The following is a 25204-nucleotide window of genomic DNA, read 5'->3' on the forward strand; positions in this document are numbered from 1 at the left end:
GACAAAGTTTATTTAAATTATGGGGATTAAAAAAATAAATGTTAAAGATTGTTAAAGCGGAAACTGATCCTTTACTTAACTTATCAATTGTCCTATATTTCCTTAGGTTCAAGACATATACACTTTAGAAATATTAGCCTTAATTTTACTAAATTAGAAGGTGTAAAAACTAGTATCAATGACCCATGAATTTAAGAAAATTATAAAAGAATATATCATAGCTGCATCTGCAAATATAAAATGCGTTTTGGCAACTGTAGTCGATTTAGATGGGTCTTCGTATCGTAAGCCTGGTGTACGCATGCTTATTCGTGAAGATGATGTTATGATAGGTGCGGTCAGTGGTGGCTGTGTTGAGAAAGAAGTATTGTTTCAGGCACAATCTGTTTTTGAAAATCAAACCGCAAAATTAATGACCTATGATGGTCGATTTAGATTAGGCTGTGAAGGTATTTTATACATATTGTTAGAATCTTTTTCCCCAAACGAAGCGCTCATTGAAGATTTTAACTCCGTTATTAAAAATCGTCAATCTTTTGAGCTTCGTACCTCATATGAAAAGGAATATGGTATTTTGGACGGATATGGCAGCTTTATAAACCTTTCTTCCAAGTCCTACACTTTTAATAAAAATACCAAAGAACAGTCAAAGGCTTTAGTCTTTACTCAATTCATGGAACCGTGCCAACGCTTATTATTAATAGGAGGAGAGCATGACGCTGTTCAATTGGCACATTTCGGATTAAGTATGGGTTGGGAAGTTAATGTTGCCGTAACTCCGAAAGAAAATAAATCAATTTCAGATTTTCCTGGCATTGATGCTTTACTGGACTGTGAACCCGAAGATTTTCCGGTTGAAACAATAGACAAGAATACAGCCATTCTCTTAATGACACATAGTTATGTTAAAGATTTAAAGTATTTAATGATGCTTAAAAATAGCAGTCCGACCTATTTGGGAGTATTAGGACCAATAAAACGCAGAGAAAAATTGTTGTCAGAATTGCTGGAGCATGATATGGATATTGATTTAGATTTTATAGAAGGTATTCACGGACCGGCAGGATTGAATATTGGTGCTGAAACTCCGCAAGAAATAGCAATATCAATTCTTGCAGAAATTTTAACCGTTATTCGTAAAACAAAACCGGTAATGTTGAAAGACAGATTGAAACCAATTCATAATTGAAAACAAATTTAGATATAGCAGTACTAATTATGGCAGCTGGCGCCTCTAGAAGAATGGATGGCATCAAGCAATTAATGCCTTGGAGAGATTCTAACTTCTTATTAGAAACCATTAAAACTGTTCAAAATACCAATGCAAAATCATTGCATGTTGTCTTAGGCTCAAACGCTGATTTTATTACTACTCAGTGTAGTTTAGAAGAAAAAAATATAGATATTATCGTTAATGCAAATTGGGAAAACGGTTTGGGTGATAGCATAGCACACGGAGTTAAAATTTTACTTCAGCAAAGACCTGCCTTAGACGGAGTCTTAATTTGCCTTGCTGATCAGCCTTTATTGAGTTTTGAATATTTAAATTCCTTAATTGCAGAGTTCATAAAACATCCATCAAAAATTATAGCTACAAACTATGGTAAAAAGGTAGGTGTACCTGCATTGTTTCCTAAATTGCTTTTTGAAGAGTTGTCTGTATTGAAAGGAGATTTCGGTGCTAAGGAAATTCTAAACAATAAAAGCAATGTAATTATCTCATTAGACGCGGCAGATCAAATTGCTGATGTAGACACAAGCCTAGAATACCAAAATCTTATAAATAGAACCAATAACACGCTTAATTCGTAATATGATCAAATTAAAATATACATTCATTGTCCTTCTAACTACCTTACTATTCTCTCCATTACTAGCCCAAGAAATGGGTTTTGAAGAATATAATCCGACATCTACCTTGGTTGTGCCCGGTGGTGAAATCACAAAAGCAAAATTCCCTTTTATAGATGTACATAGCCATCAACGAGATATGTCAGTTAAGGCTTTAAATGGATTAATTTCTCATATGGATGCTATGAACGAAGCGATAATGGTGAACTTGAGCGGAAGGTCTGGTGAAAGTCTTAAAGAGAAAATTGATAATATTAATAAAAGCTATCCAAATAGATTTGTTGTCTTTGCCAATGTAGATTTTGAAGGAGCAAAAGATATGGAATGGGGAAAACAGGCTGCTGCCCAATTAGAACAAGACATAAAGAATGGAGCTAAAGGTTTAAAGATTTTTAAAAGCTTAGGATTACGAAATAAGGATGCAGCCGGTAATCGCTTGGCAATAGATGATTCTCGTTTGGATCCTATTTGGGCTAAATGTGCTGAAATGGGTGTACCAGTATTAATACATGCTGCAGATCCAAAGTCCTTCTGGGATGATATGGATTCAGATAACGAACGTTGGTTAGAATTAAAAACGCACCCTAGAAGAAAACGGTCAGCTACAGACCCTGCGCCATTCGAACAAATTATTCAAGAACAACATAACGTGTTCAAAAAACATCCGAATACCAAATTTATAAATGCTCACATGGGTTGGCATGCGAATAACCTTGAAAAACTAGGTGAGTTATTAGATGAAATGCCAAATATGAATGTGGGTATATCTGCTGTTATCGCAGAACTTGGTAGGCAACCGCAAAATGCTAGAGCCTTTTTTATTAAATATCAAGACAGGGTCTTATTCGGAAAAGATAGTTGGAAACCAGAAGAGTTTCCTACATATTTTAGGGTATTGGAAAGCAACGATGAATATTTTCCGTATTACAAGAAATATCATGCTTTTTGGTCAATGTATGGCTTGAACCTACCTGACGATGTGTTGAGAAAATTGTACTATAAAAATGCCCTAAACCTTATTCCTGGATTAGATACATCGTTATTTGAAAAGTAGATTATACTTTTTTAAGTACTACCGTTTCTGCCTTAACAGGAATATCTTTTACATCTTGAAAAATGCCGCATGATACTTGCTTTTTAGCTAGTGCTGGGGTATTTTTTCTTTTTGTCAAAGCCTCAATTTCTGGATTTAAAAACTGCATATCAGAATATTTTTTTAATAAAACGCACATATTCACCTCATGTTGTATGAGTTAGGGTTATTTTACTCTAATTTAAAAAAGAATTTACATTGAAGTGTGACAAATTATATAAATCTCATACTAATGGGTAAATAGGTTTTTATAAATGCAAAAAGAAGCAGTCTTTACTGATTTAATACGAGCGCATCAGGCGCTATTATATAAGGTGACTTCAATTTACACCGATAATAAAGAGGATCAAGAAGATTTGTTTCAAGAAATTGTCTACCAACTATGGAAGTATTTTGACTCGTTTCGTAACGATTCAAAAATAACAACTTGGATGTATCGTGTAGCGATGAATACAGCAATCACATTTATCAAGAAAAAAAAGAGAAGACCAGATTCCGTTCCCATTGCAGATATTTTTATCAAGCAATCAGATACTAATAATGATACTTATGAAGAGCGATTGCGATTGCTATATCAGCATCTAAAACATCTAAATACCTTAGAAAAAGGACTCATTTTTCTTTTACTTGAGGGTAAAAGCTATAAAGAGATAGCACAAATTACAGGACTAAACGATAGTAATGTAGGCACTAGAATATCTCGAATTAAGAAAAAATTAAAAACTAACATGACAAAGCATTAATCATGGAACTAGAAGAACTACAGTCTGCATGGACACAAATGAGCGATGAACTCAATCATCAAAAAAAATTGACGAACCAAATAATATTAGATATGACAAAGCAGAAATATCAAAATAAATTCTCAACCATTACCAAATACGAAACCTTAGGTGCCTTAGTTTGTTTTGCTATAGCATTATTTGTGCTGCTAAACTTTGGTAAATTAGATACCTGGTATTTACAGATTTGCGGAGTACTTACCCTTTCTTTTCTAATTGTGTTACCTGCAATGGTGCTTATAACTTTAAAAAGAATAAAAAATATAGATATTTTAAAAGGGACTTATAAAGAAAATTTAAAGTTTTACTTGAAGACAAAGAATAGACTTTTAAGATTGCAACAAATTGGTATAGCAGTTGGTTTTATTGGACTATTATTTATAGTTCCGGTAACATCTAAAATTATCTCGAACAAGAATGTATTTTTAACCAACTTAAAAACAGAACAATACGTAGTATTTGCTTTAACATTAATAGTAATGGTGTTTTTCTGTAGATGGGCATATAAAGGATACCTTAAAGTAACACAATCTGCCCAAGAGTTGATACAAGAATTAGAGTAAATTCTCTATTCAGTAAGTTTCTTTTGAACGTAATTTAAAATTAACATCCAATTCATTTTTAATAGGAGGGAAGCTGTCGGCACATTGTCATCGGCAATTGCTGAAATAATAGAATCATGTTGATTATCAGATTTATTGTAGAAAGAATCATCATTTGTAAAAGCACGTTCATAAAAAAAGATGCGTGTCTTTAAGTCATGAAGAATTTTAAGCGCCAATTTGTTTTTATAACCTTGGGTCAATAATCTATGAAATTCTAAATCAGCCTGAATTCTATCGATAGCATTTGTTGCATTTTCAAAAACCTCTTGTTGATTTTTTAAATTAACGATATCTTCTTGACTAAACTCCGTATTTTCAATAGCCATCACCTCTAAGTTCGCTACTAGTTCATACAATTCTTCTGCCTCTTCAACATCAAGTTCAGCTATTATGAATCCTCTATTGGGTATCGCCTTAATAATATGTGCTTGTTGCAACTGTGTTAACGCCTCTCGTATTGGAGTTACGCTAACATTCAAATGACGTGCAAGTGCAGCTAAGTTGATGGTTTTACCTGTTTTCAAATTTCCCGTAATCATCTCTGACAACAAGTAATCGCGCACTTGATCTCTTAAATTTATTTTAACCAGCATACTTCAAATATAATATATCGTATACGATTATAACCAAATTACAGCGTATTTAGTGCCTTAATTATCTACAAAATATGCATGTAAAAAAGATATGAATGATGAATTCATATCTCTTATACTATTTAGTATGCTAAATGTCTTTCAATAGATAATAGCTTTCTCTGCTTGTCTTTTATAGCATTTAATAACTTATACTTGGCAGAAGTTATAGGTAATATTTTTTGAAAATTTTTCATGATGTTCGTTTTTAGGTTCGATGATTAGCCGAGTGATTGATGAATGTTTGTTGTAATAAACTTAATGGGTATGATTTCTTGATGATGCCCATTGTACTCTTTTACTATTCTTAAAACTTGAAAAGAATGAATTTCTTCTTGTTTCTGTCGGTGTGTTTCTGATAAAAGTTCTCATGATGTTTGTTTTTAGGTTCGGTGATTAGCCGAGTGATTGATGAATGTTTGTTGTAATTATTTTAATGAGTATGATTTCTCGATGATGCCCATTGTACTCTTTTACTGTTCTTAAAACTTGAAAAGAATGAATTTCTTCTTGTTTCTGTCGGTGTGTTTCTGATAAAAGTTCTCATAATGTTTGTTTTTAGGTTCGGTGATTAGCCGAGTGATTGATGAATAATTATTGTAACTATTTTAATGAGTATGATTTCTTGATGATGCCCATTGTACTCTTTTACTGTTCTTAAAACTTGAAAAGAATGAATTTCTTCTTGTTTCTGTCGGTGTGTTTCTGATGAAAGTTCTCATAATGTTTGTTTTTATTTTCGGTGATTAGCCGAGTGATTGATGAATGTTTGTTGTAATTAATTTAATGCGTATGATTTCTTGATGATGCCCATTGTACTCTTTTACTGTTCTTAAAACTTGAAAAGAATGAATTTCTTCTTGTTTCTGTCGGTGTGTTTCTGATAAAAGTTCTCATGACGTTTGTTTTTAAATTGCTGATTAATAATTTTCTTATACTTACAAGACGAGGGTATTTGAAATTTGTTACAGTACTATGCATAAAAAGGTACTATTTTTAACAAAATTCATTCTACATAATACTCTAACTATATGTTTTTTAGCTTATTAAGCACTATTAGAATTATTCCATTTTAACAATAATTCTACTAATAGAATAAAAATTAAAACGATTAGAGTATAAGAGGAGCGTGTAAATTCTAGAATTATGGTATGTAATAAGATATAAATCTGAGTTATAAATTATCTCTATTAAAAGATTAATAGAATGAGTCATTATAATGCTAAATAATTGAAATACAAATCATATCTTTGTAGAACTTTAAAGGGATGCAGATGATTCTTGCAATGACCTTACAACAAATAGGATAATTAGTTTTACTCAAAAAACTTACCATTTGTTTTACATGTCACCACGTATTTCAATTCCTTTACTGCAAAATCTATTATTATCATTAAAATTACGAATGGCAAAATCGCAACAAACATTTAATAAAACTGAAAAAGAAAAAAAACGCTTAAAAAAGCGTGAAGAAAAGAAGAAAAAAATGCTTGCTCGTAAAGCAGCTGCAAAAGAAAGTGGTACTTCTGGTATTCCACTTGCTTATGTAGATTTCAACGGAAACTTGGTAGATACTCCGCCAGATCCGGCAATGAAAGTCGAAATTGAGGCAGAAGATATCGTTTTAGGTATTCCAAAGAAAGAAGAAGGTGATGTGGAAGAATTCGATCCAGTAAGAAACGGTAAAGTTTCTTTCTTCGATACTACAAAAGGATTTGGTTTCATTATAGACGCTGAGAACAACGAAAAGTACTTCGTTCACGTTAGTGGCCTTATCGATGAGATTATGGAAAACGATAAAGTATCTTACGAGTTAGAAAAAGGCATGAAAGGTATGAACGCCGTTCGTGTAAAGAAAATTTAGTTTTAAAGATTTTTAATGGCGAAAATGCAACGTAACACCATTCTGGTAGTATTGTCATTTTTCGCCATTTATTTCATATGGGGATCTACCTATTTATGGAATAAAATAGCAGTAACCGAATTGCCTGCCTTTATGTTGGCGGGCATTCGTTTTGTTATTGCTGGTAGTCTAATTTTTGTTATCTCAAAAGTATTAGGCTTTTCTCTGAAAATTACAAAGCTACAATTCAAGAATACCTTTCTTGCAGGCTTTCTATTTCTAACTTTTGGAAATGGAGTAGTAGTATGGGCTCTTAAGTTTGTAGATAGTGGCTTTGCGGCTCTAGAGGTATCTGCCCAGCCGCTAGTGGTTTTATTAATGATGCGTGTATTTCAAGGCAAAAAAATTCAACCAATGTCAATTGTAGGTGTAATTCTTGGTGTCGCAGGTATTAATCTTTTAGTGGGTCAGAAAGAAATAATTGCACAAGACGGAGCGATTTTAGGAATGGTCCTAATTTTTCTTTGTATGCTGAGCTGGTCTTATGGCAGTTTGTTTGTCGGTAGTGCCGAGTTACCCAAAAATTTCTTTGTAAATACGGGATACCAAATGCTTACCAGTGGATTTTCACTTTTAATCATAAGCTTAGTTTTAGGTGAACAATGGTCTTCTCCGGTTACATGGAGCACCCCTGTTCTTTGGTCTATGTCGTTGTTGATTATTTTTGGTAGCATCGTAACCTTTACCGCCTTCAATTACTTACTACGCATTGTATCGCCAGAAAAAGTAGCTACTTCTTCATATGTAAACCCGATTATTGCGATGATTCTGGGTTGGTATTTTTTAAATGAAGATATCACCATTCAATCAGCCATTGCATCTGTTGTGCTACTAACCGGTGTTTACTTTATTAATACCAAAAAGAGTTTGACTATTTTCTCTAGATTTTCAGGAAAACGGATTCCTAAAGCGCCGGCAGAGTAATTTCAATAGGAGTTACACCTCTAGGATTCATTTTATCTAGGAGAATTGTACCGATGCGAACACGAATTAACCGAACGGTGGGGAACCCTACGTACGCTGTCATTTTACGAACTTGTCTAAATTTACCTTCTTTAATAATTATGCGAACCCACGATGTGGGTCTATGCCTACCAATTCGCAATGCTAGATCAGCATCTGGCAGTGATGGAAAATGGTCTAAAATTGTTATTTCACAAGGCTTTGTTATGTATTTCTTGCCGAATATTCCAATGGGTACTCCATTAGTAATTTTTTTAATTGCATCTGGAGTGATTAAGCCATCAAGTTGGGCTAAATATTCTTTTTCTATCCCTGAGCTATTTATGGTGTCGCTCAACTTTCCATCCGTAGTCATCAATAATAAACCCTCAGATTTTTCATCTAATCTACCAATTGGCATTATTCCATCCGGAAAATTATAAAGCTCACTCAAAAATGTTTTTTTTCGAAGCTGTCGATCTTCTCCAGAGCTCATCTGACTCAACATTGCAAAGGGTTTGTAGATTTTAAAATGGCTGTGTTGCATTAATTTTACCGTTTACGGTTTATTTTGATGACATATGGTCGCAAAAGATACCCTTTTTAACGCATGAATTAGTAATCTACTATAGAGAATGTTACCTTTGTACCCTCCAGAGAAGATTTTATGCAAGAGACAGTTTTTGAATTACAAGATAGAAAAACCGATAAGGAACTTTACAGCTATCAACAAGGAGCAATTCAACAAATTTTTGATAAGTTCGATTCAGAACGAGAAGACTATCACCTACTATATCAACTACCGACCGGTGGTGGTAAAACAGTGATTTTTTCTGAAATGGTACGTCAGTATTTAAAAAACCACAACAAGAAAGTTTTGGTAATGACACACCGTATAGAACTCTGTAACCAGACTTCTGAGATGCTAACAAGTTTTGGCGTTGTAAATAAAGTGGTCAATAGTAAAGCAAATCTTGATGACCATGAACGCTATAGCTGCTATGTAGCCATGGTAGAAACCCTAAACAATAGGTTGAACGATGATCAATTAGATATTTCTGATGTTGGTCTTGTTATTATTGATGAAGCTCACTATAATTCTTTTACAAAACTATTCAAATTTTTTGAAAATTCTTTTGTTCTTGGTGTTACGGCAACCCCGTTAAGTTCGAACAAAGATTTGCCAATGAACAAAAACTATGATGAGCTTATACCAGGCGAAACCATAGAAAATTTAATAGCCAATGATTTCTTGGCAAGGGCAGAGGTATTTCAGTATGACATGGGACTTACATCTCTTGAAATTGGTTCTAATGGTGATTACACCGTAAAATCATCTGCTGATTTATATACGAGTCCGGCAATGCTGAACAAGCTTTTAGAAGCGTACACTAAGCATTCTAAGAATAAGAAGACATTGATTTTCAACAATGGTATCGAAACTTCTATTCAAGTTTACCATACTTTTCATGCTGCAGGTTTAAATATTCGGCACCTTGATAATACCGCTACTAAAAAACAGCGTAAGCAAATACTAAAATGGTTTAAGGAAACACCTGATGCTATTCTAACATCGGTTAGTATTTTAACTACTGGTTTTGATGAACCTACTATTGATACTATTATTTTAAACAGAGCAACAAAATCACTAACACTTTACTACCAAATGATCGGTAGGGGTTCTAGGATTTTGAATAACAAATCGAAATTTACCGTTATAGATTTAGGTAACAACCTTTATCGTTTTGGACCATGGGGTGCAGATTTAGATTGGGGAGCTATATTCAAGTCTCCGAACTTCTACATGGACCGTATTAAAGATGATGAGGATATTGAGAGTGATTTCAAACTTGAGCTTTCTGATGAAGTTAAAGAAGAATTTAAAAACTCTAAAGAAACTTATTTCGATATTAAAGAAACCTACGAAACAGCAACGTTTGCAGGGGAATCTTCTAAAGTTGTTTTAGAACGCTCTATCGCTCACCATGCATATATGTGTATCGAAAACAGCGAAGATGTTTATGATGCATTAGCTTTAGCTAAATTATTAAAAGAAGATATTGACAATCGTATTCATGTATACGGAAAATGTATTAGTAAGAGTACCTACAATTTCTTAAGCTGGTTAAAAGATGATTATCAAAAGAAATTAAACGCCTACTTGCGTGAGAATTTTGATACGGTTTTTGAAGAAATTCACGGGCATCCGCCAGAAGATTAATAAAAAAAAATAGTTTTCTATTTCCATAGATATTATAAAAACGAAAAGGGCTGTTCTTTAAGAACAGCCCTTTTTATCTATAGCTAATTACTTCTTATTCAACAATAAGACTGTATTGCGGAGTTGGGTTTAAAGGACAGAAATATACATATTCACCTTTTTCCAGTTTCGTTTCTTTAGAATGACCTACAGTGTTATTTTTAACCGCGGCAGTTACATATGCAGTCTGAATGTGATTTTCTGGTTTAGAGGCATCTTTACCTTTTTTAACCAGTACCAAACCAACATCTTTACCTACATTGTTATTTGCAACATCGAAAACATAAGTTCCTTCGCTAACAGTAATTGATTTCTGTGTAAACTCGCCAGTTGTTTGCTCTAACGCAATCTTCTTAACTGGTTGCTTCATCATTTTATCTTGAGCGTTTGCGCTAAATGAGAATGCTAATACGATAACTAAAATTGATACTACTTTTTTCATGTGTTTAAAATTTAAAGGCTTTTGCCAAATGGATAGATTACTATTAATTGTTTGTGAAATTATTTATAATGATGGAGCTACAGGAAAATCTACTGGTACCCGTGTAGTGCTATGTATGTAGTTCGATATTGTTTTATCACCAACTAAGGAGAGGGTGTCTATTAAATTCGCTTTTGTATAGCCTGCTGCAAAATAGTTTTCTAAAACTTTTTCATCTGTACGCCCTCTATTTTCAGTAACATTTTTTGCTAACTGTGCCAATGCATCTAATTTGGTATTGAAGGAAGCTTTACCTGCTCTAAGTTCAAGAATTTGCTCGTCATTGAACCCGTTCATTTTACCAATTGCTGTATGTGCAGATAAACAGTAGATACAGTTGTTTACTTGACTAACTGCTAGGTTTACTACCTCTTTTTCTTTAGCTGACAATGATGTTTTAGCATTGGCAAAATTTAAATAGTTTTCTAAGGCTGTATCACTATTTGCGTAGGTTGCATATAAGTTTGGCACAAAGCCTAAAGCTTTTTTTAGGTTATCGAAAATTGCTTGATTGTTTTCACTTACTTCTTCCCTTGTTGGTACATTAAATGTGCTCATTATTTTATTTTTAAATGTTAATATGTATTTATTTGTTTTACTAATAATCTGATACAAAGGTATATTTAGAATGATGTTCTAATCATGTAGAGACTTCCTTTCTACATGTCAATTTTTCCTTTACATAAAAGAACTGAATGCTTTAGTTAATTTTGAAGAGCTATCAGAATCACAGTAGTAATCTGACAAATGGTTATGATGACAATGTTTTTCTACATTGATAGCACTAGTAACCACCGCCTTTTTAGACGTAAATATTTCTATTAAATTGAAGATTGATTTGTGTTTTAAATTCATGTCTTTGTTGTTTTATTTCTATACTACAAAGATCTAGTTATTACGAATCTTAAAACGGGCAATATCACCCAAGGTGTTGTCGATATTTCCCTAAAATGACTTTTTGAGTTGTTTTTTAAAATCTGATGGAGATTGTTGTGTCTGGTTTTTAAAAAGACGACTTAGATGCGAGGCATCATCGAAACCAATTTCATACGCTATTTCTTTTGCTGTCTTATCGGTATAGATAAGTAACCGCTTTGCCTCAAGAATTATTCTCTCATGAATTATTTGTAGGGGAGTGGTATTAAATTTAGAAAAGGTATTAGATAAGGTTTTAGGAGATTTAAATAATTTGTCCGCATAGAACGAAACTGAATGTTCTAACTTGTAATGCTCTTCGACCAATAAATTGAATCCTCTTAGTAAATCTACTTTTATATCGTTGGCAGTTTCACTGAACCCTTCCTTAGCTTTAAGTAATCTTGTGCTCATAATCATAAAGCGAGCCATGAGCATACGCAGCATTTCTGCTTGTATAGTGTCTTCGGTTTCTAACTCATCAACAAATACCTCGTGCAAGGTATCAAATTTTCGCTGTTCTTTTTCGCCTAAATCTATAACAGGTATGTGGGCATTACCGAAAAATAATAATCCGGCACAACTTACTTCTTGATCATGGTCTTTAATGCAATAGAACTCTCTGTTGAATTGATAGACAATTAAATTTCTACCTTCAGTGTAATGCAAAAACTGAATAGGGGTCAATGCTAATAAGCTATGTTCAGATATCGTATAAGGAACACCATCTACTTCTATTGAAGCCTTTTGAGTAGTGGTTCTAATAAAAATATAAATACCGACTTGCTTTGGTTTTCTATAAGGTTCTAATAATAATTCATTACCAATTTTGAGTAATCCACCAGTACTAAAATCTTTAAAAACTTCTTGCATGATGCCTTGGTCTAAAAAAAGGTTGATTCATTACAGACGTAATAAATCAACCTTTATACTTTTTTAAGCAATAGTTTTCTTAAAACCGCACAGAAACCTTTCCCCTTAAATAAAACGGAGTACCGGGAGTAAAATGAATTTCTTCTACTGATGCAGTTTCATTGAATAATCTACTTTCTGTAGCAAATTGCGTTTCGTTCCATTCGGTGTCAAATAAATTCTCGACAATTACACCAACTGTCCAGTTTTTGATATGGTAGTTTAGATTTAAATCGGTTACGAAATAGCCCTCCGCAACAATACTATTATCTTCATTCGCAGCTCTATCACCTAAATACCTATAATTAAGGTTTCCAGAAAAATTACCGATATCGCTAAAAGATAATCCGCCAACAGCTGTAAAATCTGGTGCTAGCGGAATGTAATCTTCGCCATCTGCTTCTTCTGTACTTCTAGCATACGTATAGTTTACATCACTATATAAATATAACCAATCTAAAACTTGGTAACGACCACCAACTTCGACACCAACTCTTCTGGTTTTTCCACTTGGCTCAACAATACCAGCATCACCAACATATACAAATTCTTGATCTAAGAACAGTCCCCATAATGTTGCATTAAGTACTAGTTTATCTATTGGCTTAATGATAGTTCCGAAATCTACACCATATGCTTTTGGCAATACATCTCGACCTTCATTTGCTGTAACTACACGCGCATCGTTTGAGTGAAAACCTATCCCTGTCTTCAAGAATAATTGCCAATTTCTATTTACAGCATATATAGTATTTAATTTAGGACTTACAACTGCTTTACTTTCGCTTTTGTTATCATACAACACGCTCATTTTATTCTCATATTCAAAATTGAAATAGTCTAAACGTACGGACGGATTAAAAGTCCAGTTCCCTGTTTTGTACTCTCCATTTACAAATCCATAGATATTTGTTTCATCAAGATCACCAAATGCATATTGCTCTAGAGAGGTTTTTCTATTTAAGGTGTGCTCTAAAGTAACATCATCTACATTATCATTTCTAAACCCGATTCCTGTAGCATATTTGAATCTATTATCAGTACCTACCGCTATATCAATCTGTTCAAAAACAGTTTCAGCACCCATTATGGTTCTATCTTCATACTGTCGTATTTGGTCTCCATTAACAGGGTCATCTAAAAAGAAAGTGAAGTTTGAAAACAACTCAAAATCGTACTTGCTTACAAAAGCGCGTGTCTTTAAAAATTGATCTTCACCTAAAAATTTAGTATGATTCAACATTAAGTTCGTTCTACTTGTTTGTCCGCCCTCGGTATCATCAATAGCTCCAAAACGACCTATTATATTTTGATCTATTGCGCGTTGTGGCACCTGACCAGAGGCATCCCACTTACTTTGAAAATGCGAAGCGGTTAATGTCAATTCCTCTTTTCCTATATCCTTATAATTATAGCGACCTAGAATATTTACACGGTTAAAATTCTGTGGAGAATCAAAAGGTCCGTCGGTTAAATAAATCTCTGAGGCTAAATACGCATCACTTTTACTACTTTCTAAAATATTGAAAAGCCCAACAAATCGATTGGTATTAAACTGACCAGACTCGTAAGAGACCATACTTTTATCAACGCTTTTCTTAAGGCTTAAATCGACATATCCTGCTGTGTTAAAATCTCCTTTATCAGCATAATAAGGTCCTTTTCCGAAGTTAATATTATCTATCGTTTCCGGTATAACAAAGTGTAAATCAGCATACCCTTGCCCATGGGCATGAGACACCATGTTTACTGGCATACCATCCACACTAATTGCGACATCTGTACCGTGATCAACATCAAATCCTCTTAAAAAAATCTGTTCTGCTTTACCGCCACCAGCATGCTGACCAATTAATAGTCCGGGTACTTTACGTAGTATTTCCTGCGAGGATTTTACGGGATCGTTTTGTACATCTATATTCACAAATCTTGTCATGGCATCTACCTTAGAAACAACTACTACTTGATCTAAATTGATACTTGATTCTTCTAACATTATATTTACCCCTTCATCAAAATGGTTTTGATTTACAACTAATATAAACGTCTTATAACCCAAGTTAGAGAAATAAACGGAATCATTTACAGCTGTTGACGGGAGTGAAAATGCGCCTGATAAATTAGTATGGCTATGTTGTCCTGATGTTTGATTAAATATACCGACATTCTCTAAAGCAATGCCTTCTTTATCGGTTACAATACCTTTTAGATTTTGTGCTTCTACAACATTTGATGCAATTAGTACAAACGTAAATACAAAAAGCTTTAATGCCCAATTATAGCTATAATTCATAAAATAAAATTTAGATAAGGTTGTCTTTTACAGTACCTACGATAAAAAACAAGATTGGTTTTATATTTTTTAGAAAACGGCAAAACTAATTTATATAGCCATAGTTCAAAGTAATTTATGCTTTATAGCAATCTTTTTTTGGTAAGAGTCAAAAAGCCCCATTTAATAGTGAGATCTTTGTGACATAAACAAAACATTTTACACGCACATATGAGCAATCAAGCATTATTAACCCCGTTTCATAAAAATATCAACTTAAAAAATCGTGTCGCAATGGCACCTATGACTCGAAGCAGAGCTGCAAATGAAGGGAATGTACCTACCGAAGATTTACATGTACCTTATTACACTCAAAGAGCATCTGCAGGATTAATTATTACCGAAGGTTCGCAGGTTTCTAAAGATGCAGTAGGTTACATTAATACTGCAGGTATATATTCTAAAGAACAGGTAGAAGGCTGGAAAAAAGTAACAAAATCCGTTCATTATAAAGGCGGAAAAATTTTTATTCAATTGTGGCATGTTGGACGTATGTCTCACCCAGATTTTCATAATGGGGAATTGCCATTAGCTCCTTCAGCTTTAAACCCGAATGCGAAATCATTCACACCAGAAGGGTTTAAAGATACAGTGACCCCTAAAGCAATGACTACAGCAGACATTAAACAAACGGTTGAAGATTTTAAAAATGCCGCTATCAATGCAGTTGAGGCAGGATTTGACGGAGTAGAAATTCATTCTTCCAACGGCTATTTATTTCACCAGTTTTTTAATGGTACTTCTAATAACAGAACAGATGAATATGGTGGGGATATGGAAAATAGAACTCGCTTCTTTTTCGAAGTTTTAGATGCTATGAAAGCCGTAATTCCACAAGAAAAAATAGGAGCTCGATTCAATCCGTCGTTGAACGGTATGTTCGGCATCACTTTAGATGAAGAAACGATACCAACTTTCGAATATATTATTAAGAAACTCAATGATTACGACTTAGCTTACGTTCATTTATCTGAGCCATTTAATGACGTTTCTAATGTACCATTTGCTGTTGAACATATAGCGAAGCATTTTAGACCTCTTTATAATGGAACTTTAATGATTAACGCTGGTTTTGATCAAGATTCTGGCAATAAAGTTATTGAAGAAGGCAACGCAGATTTAGTTGCATTTGGTAAGCCATTTATTTCTAATCCGGATTTGGTTGAGCGTTTTGGGCATAATTACCCACTTGCAGAATGGGATGAAGATACTTTTTATACTCCAGGCAAAGAAGGTTATATAGATTATCCAGAATATGATGAAGCAAACTAGGACTTAAAAAATAAAAGATAAATAAAAAGCAGCCAAAGGCTGCTTTTTATATTATTACTATCTAATAGTATCGGTGTCTTGCTCTAAATTTTCATTTTCGCCTCCACCTTGACTATATAGTTGATTCTCCTCATCTTTTAGGTTCATTTTATTTTTTGGTAAATTTCGACCAGGCACATCTAAATCTTTACCTGCAAAATCTACATCATTCTCTCTTTCATTTAACTGATCATCATCTCCACCATCTGTTCGTGTATTTTTTGTCTTTTCTCCTAATGCAGATAAATCTTGTTCTGTAATATCAGAATTATATTCCGCTTTTTTATTTTCACTTTCCATAAAATTTTTTTAAAGTATTAAAGGCATAAGGTATAGGTACTACATCTTTTTCATTATCGCTTTCCAATAATATTCATGCTCTTTTAAAATAATATGAATAGTACATGTGGGTTTATTTACATAAAAGTAATCGTGCTAAGAAAAAATGGTAAAGCATCAATGTTGATTGCGGTATTTCACCATCTTGCAATAAAAATAAGACATGGAAAATATATTAGTAGCCGGAGCCAACGGTACAACCGGAAAAAAAATAGTAAACCTTTTAAAGAACTCTCAATATTTTCAACCTATAGCAATGGTTCGGAAAGAAAAGCAAAAAGAACAGTTTGAAAAAGAAAGCATAAAAACAGTGCTTGGTGATTTAGAAAAGGATTTATCGCATACTGTAGAAAATATAGATAAGGTAATTTTTGCTGCTGGTTCTGGTGGTAAAAAAGTGGTCGAAGTAGATCAAGAGGGAGCTAAAAATCTAATTAATGCTTCCAAAAAAGCAAATATCAAAAAGTTTGTAATGCTTAGTTCAATGGGTGCAGATAACCCGGAAGAAGCAAGTGACCTTAAAGATTATTTAAAAGCAAAACATAATGCTGACGAATATTTAAAATCAGCTAATTTAAAATATGCTATTGTTAGACCTGGCTCATTAACAAATGAGGTAGGCACTGGTAAAATTGAACTTCAATCTAAATTGAACAAAAAGGGTTCTATCACTAGAGATGACGTAGCGCAGACTTTGGTAAGGTCTTTACACGATGATGCCGCCATCAATTCAACTTTTGAAATTATACAAGGTGATACTTTAATTGGTAAAGCAATGGATGCTTAATAGCACAGCTGTAAAATTAATTAAGACCCATTATTGGGTCTTTTTTTTTGAATTAATATTTCCTTTTTTTGGAACAATAAGATGTTTCTGTTATTAGGCAAAAGAATGAAACTCGCCTTAATTTAGATTAAAAAAATTATGGCTACTAAACATCTATTTAATAAGAGCGCACAAGATAAAATCAAAGAATTAGCTGAAGCAATAGATTTTACAATGCTCGCGACCAATTTATCTAAAAGACCAATTCATGCAATACCTATGAGTACAAAAAAGGTTGATGAAAACGGAAATATTTGGTTTTTAAGTAATAAGCACAGCACACATAATGCAAATATTCATATAGATGAAGAAATTCACTTATTCTATGCTAAGGCAATGAGTATGGAATTTATGAATGTTTATGGCACTGCCGAAATTCTAGAGGATAGAAGTATCATATCAAAATTTTACCAAAAAAGTGATGACAACTGGTTCAATGGTGAAAACGACCCTAATATTACAGCTATAAAAGTGACACCAAAAGATGCACATTATTGGGATACTAAGAATAATATGCTAATTAGTCTTTTTAAAATGGGAATTGGCGCATTTACAGGTGAAAAACCAGATCTAGGCGAAGAGGGTAAATTAACCATATAAATATTCGATTAATAGGTGCTTTTACAATTACGTACATCTATATTTTAATACGTTAGAAACTAAAGCTTGTTGCGTATCTTCGTAATAAACTAAATAACTAATTATGAAAATTTCATTTTTAAAGATAACTATGGCGCTCGCCGTAGTAATATCTCTAAATTCTTGTAAAGAGGAAAAAAAAGAAAATAAAGATAGTGCGGTTAAAGAGATAGAACTTGACAGTACCGATTTGGCATTGTTAGATTTAAACTTACCTGAAGGATTTAAAATTGAAGTTTATGCTAGGGGAGTAGATGGTGCTCGTTCTATGGCTATGGGTGATAACGGGACGCTATTTGTTGGTACACGCACAGAAAATAACGTGTATGCGATACAAGATACTGATGGAGATTTTAAAGCTGATAACATTATTGTTTTAGATACGATGGAAGTTCCTAATGGTATCGCCATGAGAAACGGAGATTTGTATGTTGCTCAAGTGGGTAGCTTATGGAAATATCTGAATATTGAAGAGCAGATTGGTGGCGAATTAGAAAAAGAATTGATTTATGATGATTTTCCGACGGAATTTCACCATGGATGGAAATATATAGCCTTCGGGCCAGATGACAAGCTTTATGTTCCTGTTGGGGCACCTTGTAACATTTGTAATAAGACGGATGAAGATGAACGCTTTGCAACTATCTCAAGAATGGATCCTGACGGTAGTAATCGTGAAATTTATGCTAGAGGAGTTAGAAACTCTGTCGGATTCACTTGGCATCCTGATACGAAACAGATGTGGTTTACAGATAATGGTCGCGACATGTTAGGTGACGATATTCCGCCTTGCGAACTAAATACAGTTACCGAAGCCGGTCAGCATTTCGGTTATCCTTTTTGCCATGGTGGTATTGTTAAAGATCCAGAATTTGGAGATTTACACCCTTGTTCAGATTTTGTAGATCCTGCTTTGCAGTTAGACGCTCACGTTGCCCCACTTGGTATTAAGTTTTATACTGGCGCTATGTTCCCTGCAGAATATACGGGTAAAGCTTTCATTGCAGAACACGGTTCTTGGAACAGAAGTAAGAAAGTGGGTTATAGAATAATGATGGTTGATATCCAAGATGGTGAAGCAATTAGTACTGAACCTTTTATAGATGGTTGGTTAGACGAAGTAGCTCAAAAAGCAACAGGAAGACCTGTAGATATATTAATGCTAAAAGATGGATCAATGTTGATTTCAGATGATTTTGGCGACGCCATATATCGAGTTTCTTACAGCGAAACTGCTGTGGCTAGTAACCAGTAGATTTACAAACGCAATAGAATAAAAAGCAGCCTTTAAGGCTGCTTTTTTGTTTATAATATGTTCAATTTCTTTATGCAAACCTTATATTTATAATCCGTATTTATTTAATTGCTATATCATCATGAACGACTCAAATTCTCGCAGAACATTTTTAAAACAAACCGGTGTGCTTTCGGTAAGTTCTGTACTTCCATTATCTGTATTACCGATGGATTATAAATATAAAATGGGTTTGCAATTGTTCACCATTCGCGATGCAATGGCGAAGGATCCAATCGGGAGTATTAAATATGCACGTGAAATAGGGTATGTTGACGGGGAAATTTATGGATATGATGGTGAGAACGACACCTATTACGGTATAAACTCTAAGGAATTTAAAAAACAGATCGATGATTTAGATTTTACTATTTCTAGCGGACACTACGATTTTTCTAGTCACTTTAATGAGCCTATAGAAAAGCTCGAACGTTATGTAGACCAATGCATAAAAGGTGCTATCACCCTAAATAGCGCATACATTACATGGCCATGGTTGGCACCAGAATATCGTACAATTGAAAGTTTTAAAATATTAAAGGATAAATTAAATGTAATAGGGGAACAAGTAACCAATGCAGGTTTGCAATTCGCATATCACAATCACGATTTTGAATTTACAGACCATAATGGTGAGCAAGGCTATGATATTATTTTATCTGGCACAGATGCAAATTTGGTAAAACTACAGATGGATATGTACTGGGTTGAGCATTCTGCAAATAAGAGTCCGGCTGAATTAATTGCCGAAAATCCTGGTCGCTATGTTATGTGGCATATTAAAGATATGGACAAAGTAACTCGCGATTATTCTGAAATGGGTAATGGATCTATTGATTACAAAAGTATGTTATCATCTATTAAAAAAGATGATTTACAATATTACTATATAGAGCAAGGTGGTAATTTTGCAGAAAACGCTATGCAGAGTATTTCTGATAGCGCTACCTACTTCAAAAAACATCTTCAACGTTATTTATAAGTTTTATGAGTTATCCTGATAAAGTATATCTAAACGGAAGTATTGTAAATTCTGGAGATGCTAAAATATCTGTTTTCGATCGCGGATTTATTTTCGGTGATGGATTATATGAAGTGATGGTTCAGATAAACGGTAGGTTCTTTTATGAAAAAGAACACCTAGCCCGCTTACAATCGGGACTCCAAAAAATTAATATTGAGTTTTGTGTTAGCTCACTTAAAAATGAAATTATTGGTTTATTAAAAGCAGCAGCGCTATCAGATAAAGATTGCTTGCTGTACATTCAAATTACTAGGGGTGTAGCACCAAGACAACATTCATTTCCTGCACATATAAAACCAACGGTTATGATGTATGCGGTACCAAAAGTGTTACCCGAAATAAATACTATAAATGCCCATGTAATTACTAGAAATGATTTTAGATGGTCTCGCTGCGATATTAAAATGACCTCACTTTTAGGTAATGTAATGTTGAATGAAGAAGCCATGCAATATGAATGTTTTGAGACAATTCTACATAGAAATGGCGTTTTCACAGAGGCATCTCACAGCAATCTGTTTTTTGTAAAAAATGGGGTAGTATACACACATCCGGCAGATGAGTATATTCTTAATGGTATTACTAGAATTGTAGTAATCGAGCTTTGTCACTCTTTAGGTATAGAAATTAAAGAAATACCTCTTGCAACAGAAGAAATCAACACAATTGATGAGGCGTTCTTGACAGGTACGAGTACACAGATTGCTGCGATTCAAAAAATTGATAATCATTTACTATTTAAAGGAAATGAAAAAGGCCCCGTAACGCAAAGATTACAAGAGGCCTTTTTAAAACTTAAATAAGATTCTAGTCTACTTTAAAATAGGTGAAGAATTCATCTGCATCTTTAATTTCCATTAGATCTAAAATATAGCATACTTCACTTAAATCAGAAAAATCAAGTCCGCCTTCAGCAACACTTTCATTTAAATATCTGCCATCTTTTCCGTTATACTTGTTTCCTAAACGAATAGCGGTATTCCAAACTTTGGTTAAATGTTCATCGTTTAACTTTGATTCCCAATCTACCTTACCATCAGACTTTAATCCTGGCGTACCATTACCCACTTCATTACCATCTGCAATTTTATGGTAATCTGTAACCGTTTTTGTATACATAAGTTTAACAGGTTTAGTAACCGACTCGTTCCAATCGCTATGCTGAACCACATTAACACTTTCTCTTGTTTTAATCGAAATATCCTTTCTTGACAACTCCTTAACCCATTCTGACGTGAAATCTGATTGTCCCGCTTCTGCCACCCAAATAGAACCACCATTTTCAATGATTTTTAATGCCTTAGTTACCACTTTATCTACCGAAGCTTTCCATTCTTTATCTGCATCTAACCAATTTTTACCGAAGACCATTGGCATTAATTCGTTTGGTGGCACATATAAACCTTCTTGAATGCCATAAGTACCTGCAACAGCAAGATAATTTAGGTTCTTATAATCTGGGTGATTTAGTAGCGTAGCGAAACCAGCTGCGGTATGTAAATCGTCAATATCAGTTTTGCAGTCTAATTGCACTAGCAATAAGTCTTTTTCCATATCGAATGCTGCTTTTTGGGCATTTACTCCAATACTGAAGAGTAGGGCACATGCTAAGCCTGATATTATTTTATGTACACTGATTACTTTTTTCATTTTAAAAAATTTGAGTTGATTGACATGTTTTTTCTACTAAAGTATCAATTATTAACTTTATTATCATAGAATATATAGCCACGCTAACCAGGCAAATTTTGATTTTAATAGAAACCCATTCACATTAAAAGGTGAAAATGTGACGCTATGAGGTTATTAGCTGCTTAAAAAAAGTGAGAATTAACTTAATTATACTCAAAACAAGCAAAAACTCTTAAAATATTCACAAAATATTGATTTAAAATAAGTTTAAACCCTGTTTGTCAACTATTGGCGTCATCTTTGCAGCTTAATAAGTATTATAAATTAAATTACATTACAATGAGTAAAGGAACAGTAAAATTTTTCAATGACACAAAAGGATTCGGTTTTATCACTGAAGAGGGAGTTGAAAAAGACCACTTTGTACACATTTCAGGTTTAATCGACGAAATTCGTGAAGGCGATGAAGTTGAATTCGAACTTAAAGAAGGTAACAAAGGATTAAACGCAGTGAACGTTAAAGTTATCTAAGACATATATACTTTCAAGTTTAAGAAAAAGCTCTTCAGAAATGAAGAGCTTTTTTATTTATCGCTCATTTTTAAGTCTATCGAAATCTTTTTCTAATTGAAATAGTTTTTCTTCTAAATTAAAGTTGGTCTCTGGTAATCTGTGATAGAACACATACCTAACGCGCCACATCTCTTTTATTTCTTTAGATTGCAATTCCACATCATCTACATTTTTGTGCTCGGCACGTAAAACATAACTATCATTGGTTATAAATAATCTTCTTAGAATGATGTTTTTATCTGTAATTACAAAAACAAGTGTTCCATTATTTAATTTTGAGTAAACCGATGGTGGAATCAATTCGCCAATCGCTATATCTTTTGGAAACATCCCCAATTCGTTCTTGCTCATTTCTAAATTCTGTACGGTGTAAGCCCGAAATTTCTTATCAGGATTTATCGGTAGTGACAAAAATGGTAAGTCTTGAATGTAAGAATCCTTATTATAATACTTAATATAATCGTTCTGATTTAAGGTCGTAATACAAGGTACTTTTATAAAAAATTCTTGCTCACCCAAATCTTGCTCGACAGTTAAATTTCCTTTAAATTTTAATAAATTATTTACCGTTAATTCTGTTGTTAATAGGTCATCTATAGGAATGCTAAAATAATTAGCAATTTTTATTATTGTTTCTAATTTAGGCTCACTTCTTCCTTCTTCATAAGCACCTAAAGTACCTCTCTTAAGCTCAAAGAGCTCTGCAAACGCCTGCTGACTAAGACCTTTTAAACTTCTTATCTTCCTAATGTTTTTTCCGAAGTATGACATTTTTTTGCTAATTTAATTTGCAATTGATAAAAATATAATTATATTTGTCTAACAAAATTAGCAATAATTATTCAAATTGCTATTATTTTGAGCCAGTATTTTTTATTAACCGAATTTAAAACACAATATTATGTTCATCGTAATTGTTTACATTTTAGCGTTCCTAATCTCATTTTAAAAAATCACTCCAATAATATGTTGTATTATTGAATTTAAGAAACCACCTACATAAACCAACACATATGAAAAACCATTTTAATATAACCAGAGATTATCTTCTTGAATTAAACTTTAATATCGTTAAGGAAAATAGAGCAGACGGAATTTTAGTGGTGGCCAAAGAAGATTCCGGAATTAAAAATCTCATTTTAGGGGTTTCGCCACCGATATTGATAATGGAACAATTTATATTCTCTGTCCATAATCAATCTGAAAAAATCTTCAGAAACTTACTCCAGAAGAATCGAGATATTATACATGGAGCATTTGTTTTAGACGAGACCGCAACCCGTGTCATTTTTAGAGATACATTACAAATCGAGAATATGGATTTAAACGAATTTGAGGCCAGCCTTAATTCTTTAAGCTTATTAATGAGTGAATACTCAGATCAAATAATTGAATTTTCTAAATATTAAAAATAAAAAATCATGAATATATTTAAAAGACTATTTAAAATAGGAGAGGCTGAAACCAATTCAGCGATTGACAAAATGGAAGACCCTATAAAAATGACTGAACAGGGCATTAGGGACATGAAATTAGACCTAGAAAAAAGTTTAGAGGCACTTGCACAAGTAAAAGCACTTGCCATTCGTTCTAAGAACGATCAAGACGTATATAAGAACAAAGCAAAAGAGTATCAAGACAAAGCCATTATCATTCTAAAAAAAGCGAACAGCGGTGAAATGGATGCTGCCGAAGCAGACAGACTTGCAAAAGAAGCTTTGATGCAAAAAGAAACTAATGAAAAGCAATTAGAAGCTACCCAAACAGAAACCGAAAAATTTGAAGCTAATGTTAGTCAGATGCAAGGCAATGTCGAAGCTTTAAAAGCCAACATCGGTAATTGGGAAAATGAGCTTAAAACGCTTAAAGCGCGTGTTAAGGTAAGTAACGCAACCAAAAATTTAAACAAGCAAATGGCTGAATTAGATAGTACTGGTACAGTGTCAATGCTTGAAAGAATGAAAGAGAAAATTGCACAAGAAGAAGCTTTGGCCGAGGCATATGGCGATATAGCAAAATCAAGTAAATCAATAGATGATGAACTTGACAAAGCTGCTGATACCACTGATGCCGTGGCAGATGATGAGCTTCAAAAGTTAAAAGAACAGTTAGGGTTTAATAAAACCAAAAAATAAAAAATTTGAATCAACTAATAGACATATTATTTTCTGAGGTAAATATCACGCTAACATTATTGCTGATAGTTCTTATGGTATACTGGATTATTACCATGATAGGCGGTCTTGATTTCGATATAGACGTTGATGTCGATATTGATGTAGATGCAGATATAGACCTAGACTCTGGAATAGAAGGTGGTAATCTTGATTTTGAAGATATCTCCAATACCGAAGTCAATCAAGATGATGTATTGGGCAAAAGGCGAAGACCACTTAAATGGTGGCAAATTTTCCTTATCTATTTCAACTTCGTGGGTCTGCCTTTCATGTTCACGTTCACGTGCTGGATATTTGTTTGGTGGTTGATAACGACGATCTTAACTACTTTGACGTTTACCTATGATAATTTTATTGGCTTCATTATAATGATAGCAGCTCTTTTTCCGGCTTTGTTCGTCAATAAATTGTTTACCACTCCGTTTAAGGGCTTTTTTAAGCAATTGAACAAAGATGGTGATGCACCAGTAGATTTTTTAGGTCGAGAAGCAATTTTATTATCTAACATCAGTGAAGACAAAATGGGTAATGCAGAAGTGAAAGCAGAAGGTAACAGTCATTCAATTTACGTTAAGTCTTTAGACAAAAAGCCATTAACATATGGTAGTACGGTTTTAATCATTAAAAGATCTGCGGATCATACATACTTTTTAGTTCAATCATATAATCAATAAATCATTT

General features: G+C 33.5%; 29 protein-coding genes. 18 read left to right on the plus strand and 11 right to left on the minus strand.

The features are described from left to right. Positions 1-178 precede the first annotated feature (178 nt). The 3 genes from CLV90_RS11275 to CLV90_RS11285 are packed head-to-tail and all read left to right on the plus strand — an operon-like array spanning position 179 to position 2905. Positions 179-1189, plus strand: a complete 1011-nt coding sequence (locus tag CLV90_RS11275) for an XdhC family protein (protein ID WP_133687578.1) — start codon at positions 179-181, stop codon at positions 1187-1189. Then, positions 1186-1812 carry a nucleotidyltransferase family protein gene (locus CLV90_RS11280; RefSeq protein ID WP_133687579.1) on the plus strand — a complete coding sequence of 209 codons (627 nt, stop codon included), beginning with the start codon at positions 1186-1188 and terminating at the stop codon, positions 1810-1812. The genes CLV90_RS11275 and CLV90_RS11280 overlap by 4 nt, the downstream gene beginning before the upstream one ends. A gap of 1 nt (position 1813) precedes the next feature. Beyond that, positions 1814-2905 (plus strand): amidohydrolase family protein, encoded by a 1092-nt coding sequence (locus tag CLV90_RS11285; RefSeq protein ID WP_133687580.1) that lies wholly within the window; start codon positions 1814-1816, stop codon positions 2903-2905. Position 2906: 1 nt separating this feature from the next. On the opposite strand, the gene CLV90_RS19270 is transcribed toward CLV90_RS11285, so the two are convergent. Continuing rightward, on the minus strand, positions 2907-3053 hold the full coding sequence (locus CLV90_RS19270; RefSeq protein ID WP_166638571.1) for a hypothetical protein: 147 nt from the start codon (positions 3051-3053) through the stop codon (positions 2907-2909). A 145-nt stretch (positions 3054-3198) separates the two neighbouring features. On the opposite strand from CLV90_RS19270, the gene CLV90_RS11290 reads away from it, so the two are divergent. Both CLV90_RS11290 and CLV90_RS11295 read left to right on the plus strand, forming a co-directional pair. Continuing rightward, complete coding sequence (locus tag CLV90_RS11290; protein WP_133687581.1) at positions 3199-3687, plus strand: RNA polymerase sigma factor; 489 nt, start codon at positions 3199-3201, stop codon at positions 3685-3687. Positions 3688-3689: 2 nt separating this feature from the next. Beyond that, positions 3690-4289 (plus strand): hypothetical protein, encoded by a 600-nt coding sequence (locus tag CLV90_RS11295; RefSeq protein WP_133687582.1) that lies wholly within the window; start codon positions 3690-3692, stop codon positions 4287-4289. 5 nt (positions 4290-4294) lie between these two features. Here the strand turns inward: CLV90_RS11295 and CLV90_RS11300 are convergent, their stop codons facing one another. Beyond that, the gene (locus CLV90_RS11300; protein ID WP_133687583.1) at positions 4295-4924 is read right to left on the minus strand and encodes a GntR family transcriptional regulator; all 630 of its coding nucleotides are present in this window, start codon (positions 4922-4924) and stop codon (positions 4295-4297) included. 1444 nt (positions 4925-6368) lie between these two features. On the opposite strand from CLV90_RS11300, the gene CLV90_RS11305 reads away from it, so the two are divergent. Both CLV90_RS11305 and CLV90_RS11310 read left to right on the plus strand, forming a co-directional pair. After that, positions 6369-6827 carry a cold-shock protein gene (locus CLV90_RS11305; RefSeq protein WP_027067021.1) on the plus strand — a complete coding sequence of 153 codons (459 nt, stop codon included), beginning with the start codon at positions 6369-6371 and terminating at the stop codon, positions 6825-6827. 15 nt (positions 6828-6842) lie between these two features. Further along, positions 6843-7790: an EamA family transporter gene (locus CLV90_RS11310; protein WP_133687584.1), complete on the plus strand. Its 948-nt coding sequence runs from the start codon at positions 6843-6845 to the stop codon at positions 7788-7790. Here CLV90_RS11310 and CLV90_RS11315 read toward each other — a convergent pair. Beyond that, the gene (locus tag CLV90_RS11315) at positions 7771-8355 is read right to left on the minus strand and encodes a pseudouridine synthase (protein ID WP_133687585.1); all 585 of its coding nucleotides are present in this window, start codon (positions 8353-8355) and stop codon (positions 7771-7773) included. The genes CLV90_RS11310 and CLV90_RS11315 overlap by 20 nt on opposite strands. Before the next feature lie 120 nt (positions 8356-8475). On the opposite strand from CLV90_RS11315, the gene CLV90_RS11320 reads away from it, so the two are divergent. Further along, positions 8476-10029, plus strand: coding sequence for a DEAD/DEAH box helicase (locus CLV90_RS11320; RefSeq protein ID WP_133687586.1), 1554 nt, complete (start codon positions 8476-8478; stop codon positions 10027-10029). 94 nt (positions 10030-10123) lie between these two features. On the opposite strand, the gene CLV90_RS11325 is transcribed toward CLV90_RS11320, so the two are convergent. From CLV90_RS11325 to CLV90_RS11340, 5 genes are all read right to left on the minus strand, one after another. Beyond that, a complete protein-coding gene (locus tag CLV90_RS11325) occupies positions 10124-10510 on the minus strand; it encodes a hypothetical protein (RefSeq protein ID WP_133687587.1) in 387 nt (128 codons plus the stop codon). A gap of 63 nt (positions 10511-10573) precedes the next feature. After that, positions 10574-11107: a carboxymuconolactone decarboxylase family protein gene (locus CLV90_RS11330; RefSeq protein ID WP_133687588.1), complete on the minus strand. Its 534-nt coding sequence runs from the start codon at positions 11105-11107 to the stop codon at positions 10574-10576. Positions 11108-11227: 120 nt separating this feature from the next. Further along, positions 11228-11404, minus strand: a complete 177-nt coding sequence (locus tag CLV90_RS19275; protein WP_166638572.1) for a hypothetical protein — start codon at positions 11402-11404, stop codon at positions 11228-11230. A 90-nt stretch (positions 11405-11494) separates the two neighbouring features. Beyond that, positions 11495-12337 carry a helix-turn-helix domain-containing protein gene (locus tag CLV90_RS11335; protein ID WP_133687589.1) on the minus strand — a complete coding sequence of 281 codons (843 nt, stop codon included), beginning with the start codon at positions 12335-12337 and terminating at the stop codon, positions 11495-11497. 79 nt (positions 12338-12416) lie between these two features. Beyond that, on the minus strand, positions 12417-14669 hold the full coding sequence (locus CLV90_RS11340; RefSeq protein WP_133687590.1) for a TonB-dependent receptor: 2253 nt from the start codon (positions 14667-14669) through the stop codon (positions 12417-12419). 210 nt (positions 14670-14879) lie between these two features. Between CLV90_RS11340 and CLV90_RS11345 the strand changes: the two genes are divergently transcribed. Then, on the plus strand, positions 14880-15980 hold the full coding sequence (locus tag CLV90_RS11345) for an alkene reductase (protein ID WP_133687591.1): 1101 nt from the start codon (positions 14880-14882) through the stop codon (positions 15978-15980). Between the two features lie 57 nt (positions 15981-16037). On the opposite strand, the gene CLV90_RS11350 is transcribed toward CLV90_RS11345, so the two are convergent. Next, the gene (locus CLV90_RS11350) at positions 16038-16319 is read right to left on the minus strand and encodes a hypothetical protein (protein ID WP_133687592.1); all 282 of its coding nucleotides are present in this window, start codon (positions 16317-16319) and stop codon (positions 16038-16040) included. Between the two features lie 202 nt (positions 16320-16521). Between CLV90_RS11350 and CLV90_RS11355 the strand changes: the two genes are divergently transcribed. From CLV90_RS11355 to CLV90_RS11375, 5 genes are all read left to right on the plus strand, one after another. Further along, complete coding sequence (locus CLV90_RS11355) at positions 16522-17145, plus strand: SDR family oxidoreductase (RefSeq protein ID WP_133687593.1); 624 nt, start codon at positions 16522-16524, stop codon at positions 17143-17145. A 138-nt stretch (positions 17146-17283) separates the two neighbouring features. Further along, on the plus strand, positions 17284-17784 hold the full coding sequence (locus CLV90_RS11360) for a pyridoxamine 5'-phosphate oxidase family protein (protein ID WP_133687594.1): 501 nt from the start codon (positions 17284-17286) through the stop codon (positions 17782-17784). Positions 17785-17887: 103 nt separating this feature from the next. Further along, positions 17888-19078 (plus strand): PQQ-dependent sugar dehydrogenase, encoded by a 1191-nt coding sequence (locus CLV90_RS11365; protein ID WP_133687595.1) that lies wholly within the window; start codon positions 17888-17890, stop codon positions 19076-19078. Positions 19079-19199: 121 nt separating this feature from the next. Continuing rightward, positions 19200-20099 carry a sugar phosphate isomerase/epimerase family protein gene (locus CLV90_RS11370; RefSeq protein ID WP_208295122.1) on the plus strand — a complete coding sequence of 300 codons (900 nt, stop codon included), beginning with the start codon at positions 19200-19202 and terminating at the stop codon, positions 20097-20099. A gap of 5 nt (positions 20100-20104) precedes the next feature. After that, entirely contained in the window at positions 20105-20944 is an 840-nt protein-coding gene (locus tag CLV90_RS11375) for an aminotransferase class IV (protein WP_133687596.1), read from the plus strand. A 4-nt stretch (positions 20945-20948) separates the two neighbouring features. Here the strand turns inward: CLV90_RS11375 and CLV90_RS11380 are convergent, their stop codons facing one another. Continuing rightward, complete coding sequence (locus CLV90_RS11380) at positions 20949-21791, minus strand: hypothetical protein (RefSeq protein ID WP_133687597.1); 843 nt, start codon at positions 21789-21791, stop codon at positions 20949-20951. A 321-nt stretch (positions 21792-22112) separates the two neighbouring features. On the opposite strand from CLV90_RS11380, the gene CLV90_RS11385 reads away from it, so the two are divergent. After that, positions 22113-22304, plus strand: a complete 192-nt coding sequence (locus CLV90_RS11385; protein WP_027067037.1) for a cold-shock protein — start codon at positions 22113-22115, stop codon at positions 22302-22304. Positions 22305-22361: 57 nt separating this feature from the next. Here CLV90_RS11385 and CLV90_RS11390 read toward each other — a convergent pair whose 3' ends face one another. Beyond that, a complete protein-coding gene (locus tag CLV90_RS11390) occupies positions 22362-23117 on the minus strand; it encodes a helix-turn-helix domain-containing protein (RefSeq protein WP_133687598.1) in 756 nt (251 codons plus the stop codon). A 242-nt stretch (positions 23118-23359) separates the two neighbouring features. Here CLV90_RS11390 and CLV90_RS11395 point away from each other — a divergent pair, with 242 nt between their 5' ends. The 3 genes from CLV90_RS11395 (at position 23360) to CLV90_RS11405 (ending at position 25197) form a co-directional block, all read left to right on the plus strand. Then, positions 23360-23755, plus strand: coding sequence for a type III secretion system chaperone family protein (locus CLV90_RS11395; protein WP_133687599.1), 396 nt, complete (start codon positions 23360-23362; stop codon positions 23753-23755). 12 nt (positions 23756-23767) lie between these two features. Continuing rightward, a complete protein-coding gene (locus CLV90_RS11400) occupies positions 23768-24481 on the plus strand; it encodes a PspA/IM30 family protein (protein WP_133687600.1) in 714 nt (237 codons plus the stop codon). Positions 24482-24555: 74 nt separating this feature from the next. Further along, positions 24556-25197, plus strand: coding sequence for a hypothetical protein (locus tag CLV90_RS11405; protein ID WP_407943383.1), 642 nt, complete (start codon positions 24556-24558; stop codon positions 25195-25197). Positions 25198-25204: the final 7 nt, after the last annotated feature.

Source organism: Maribacter spongiicola (assembly GCF_004364165.1).
Lineage (GTDB): Bacteria > Bacteroidota > Bacteroidia > Flavobacteriales > Flavobacteriaceae > Maribacter > Maribacter spongiicola.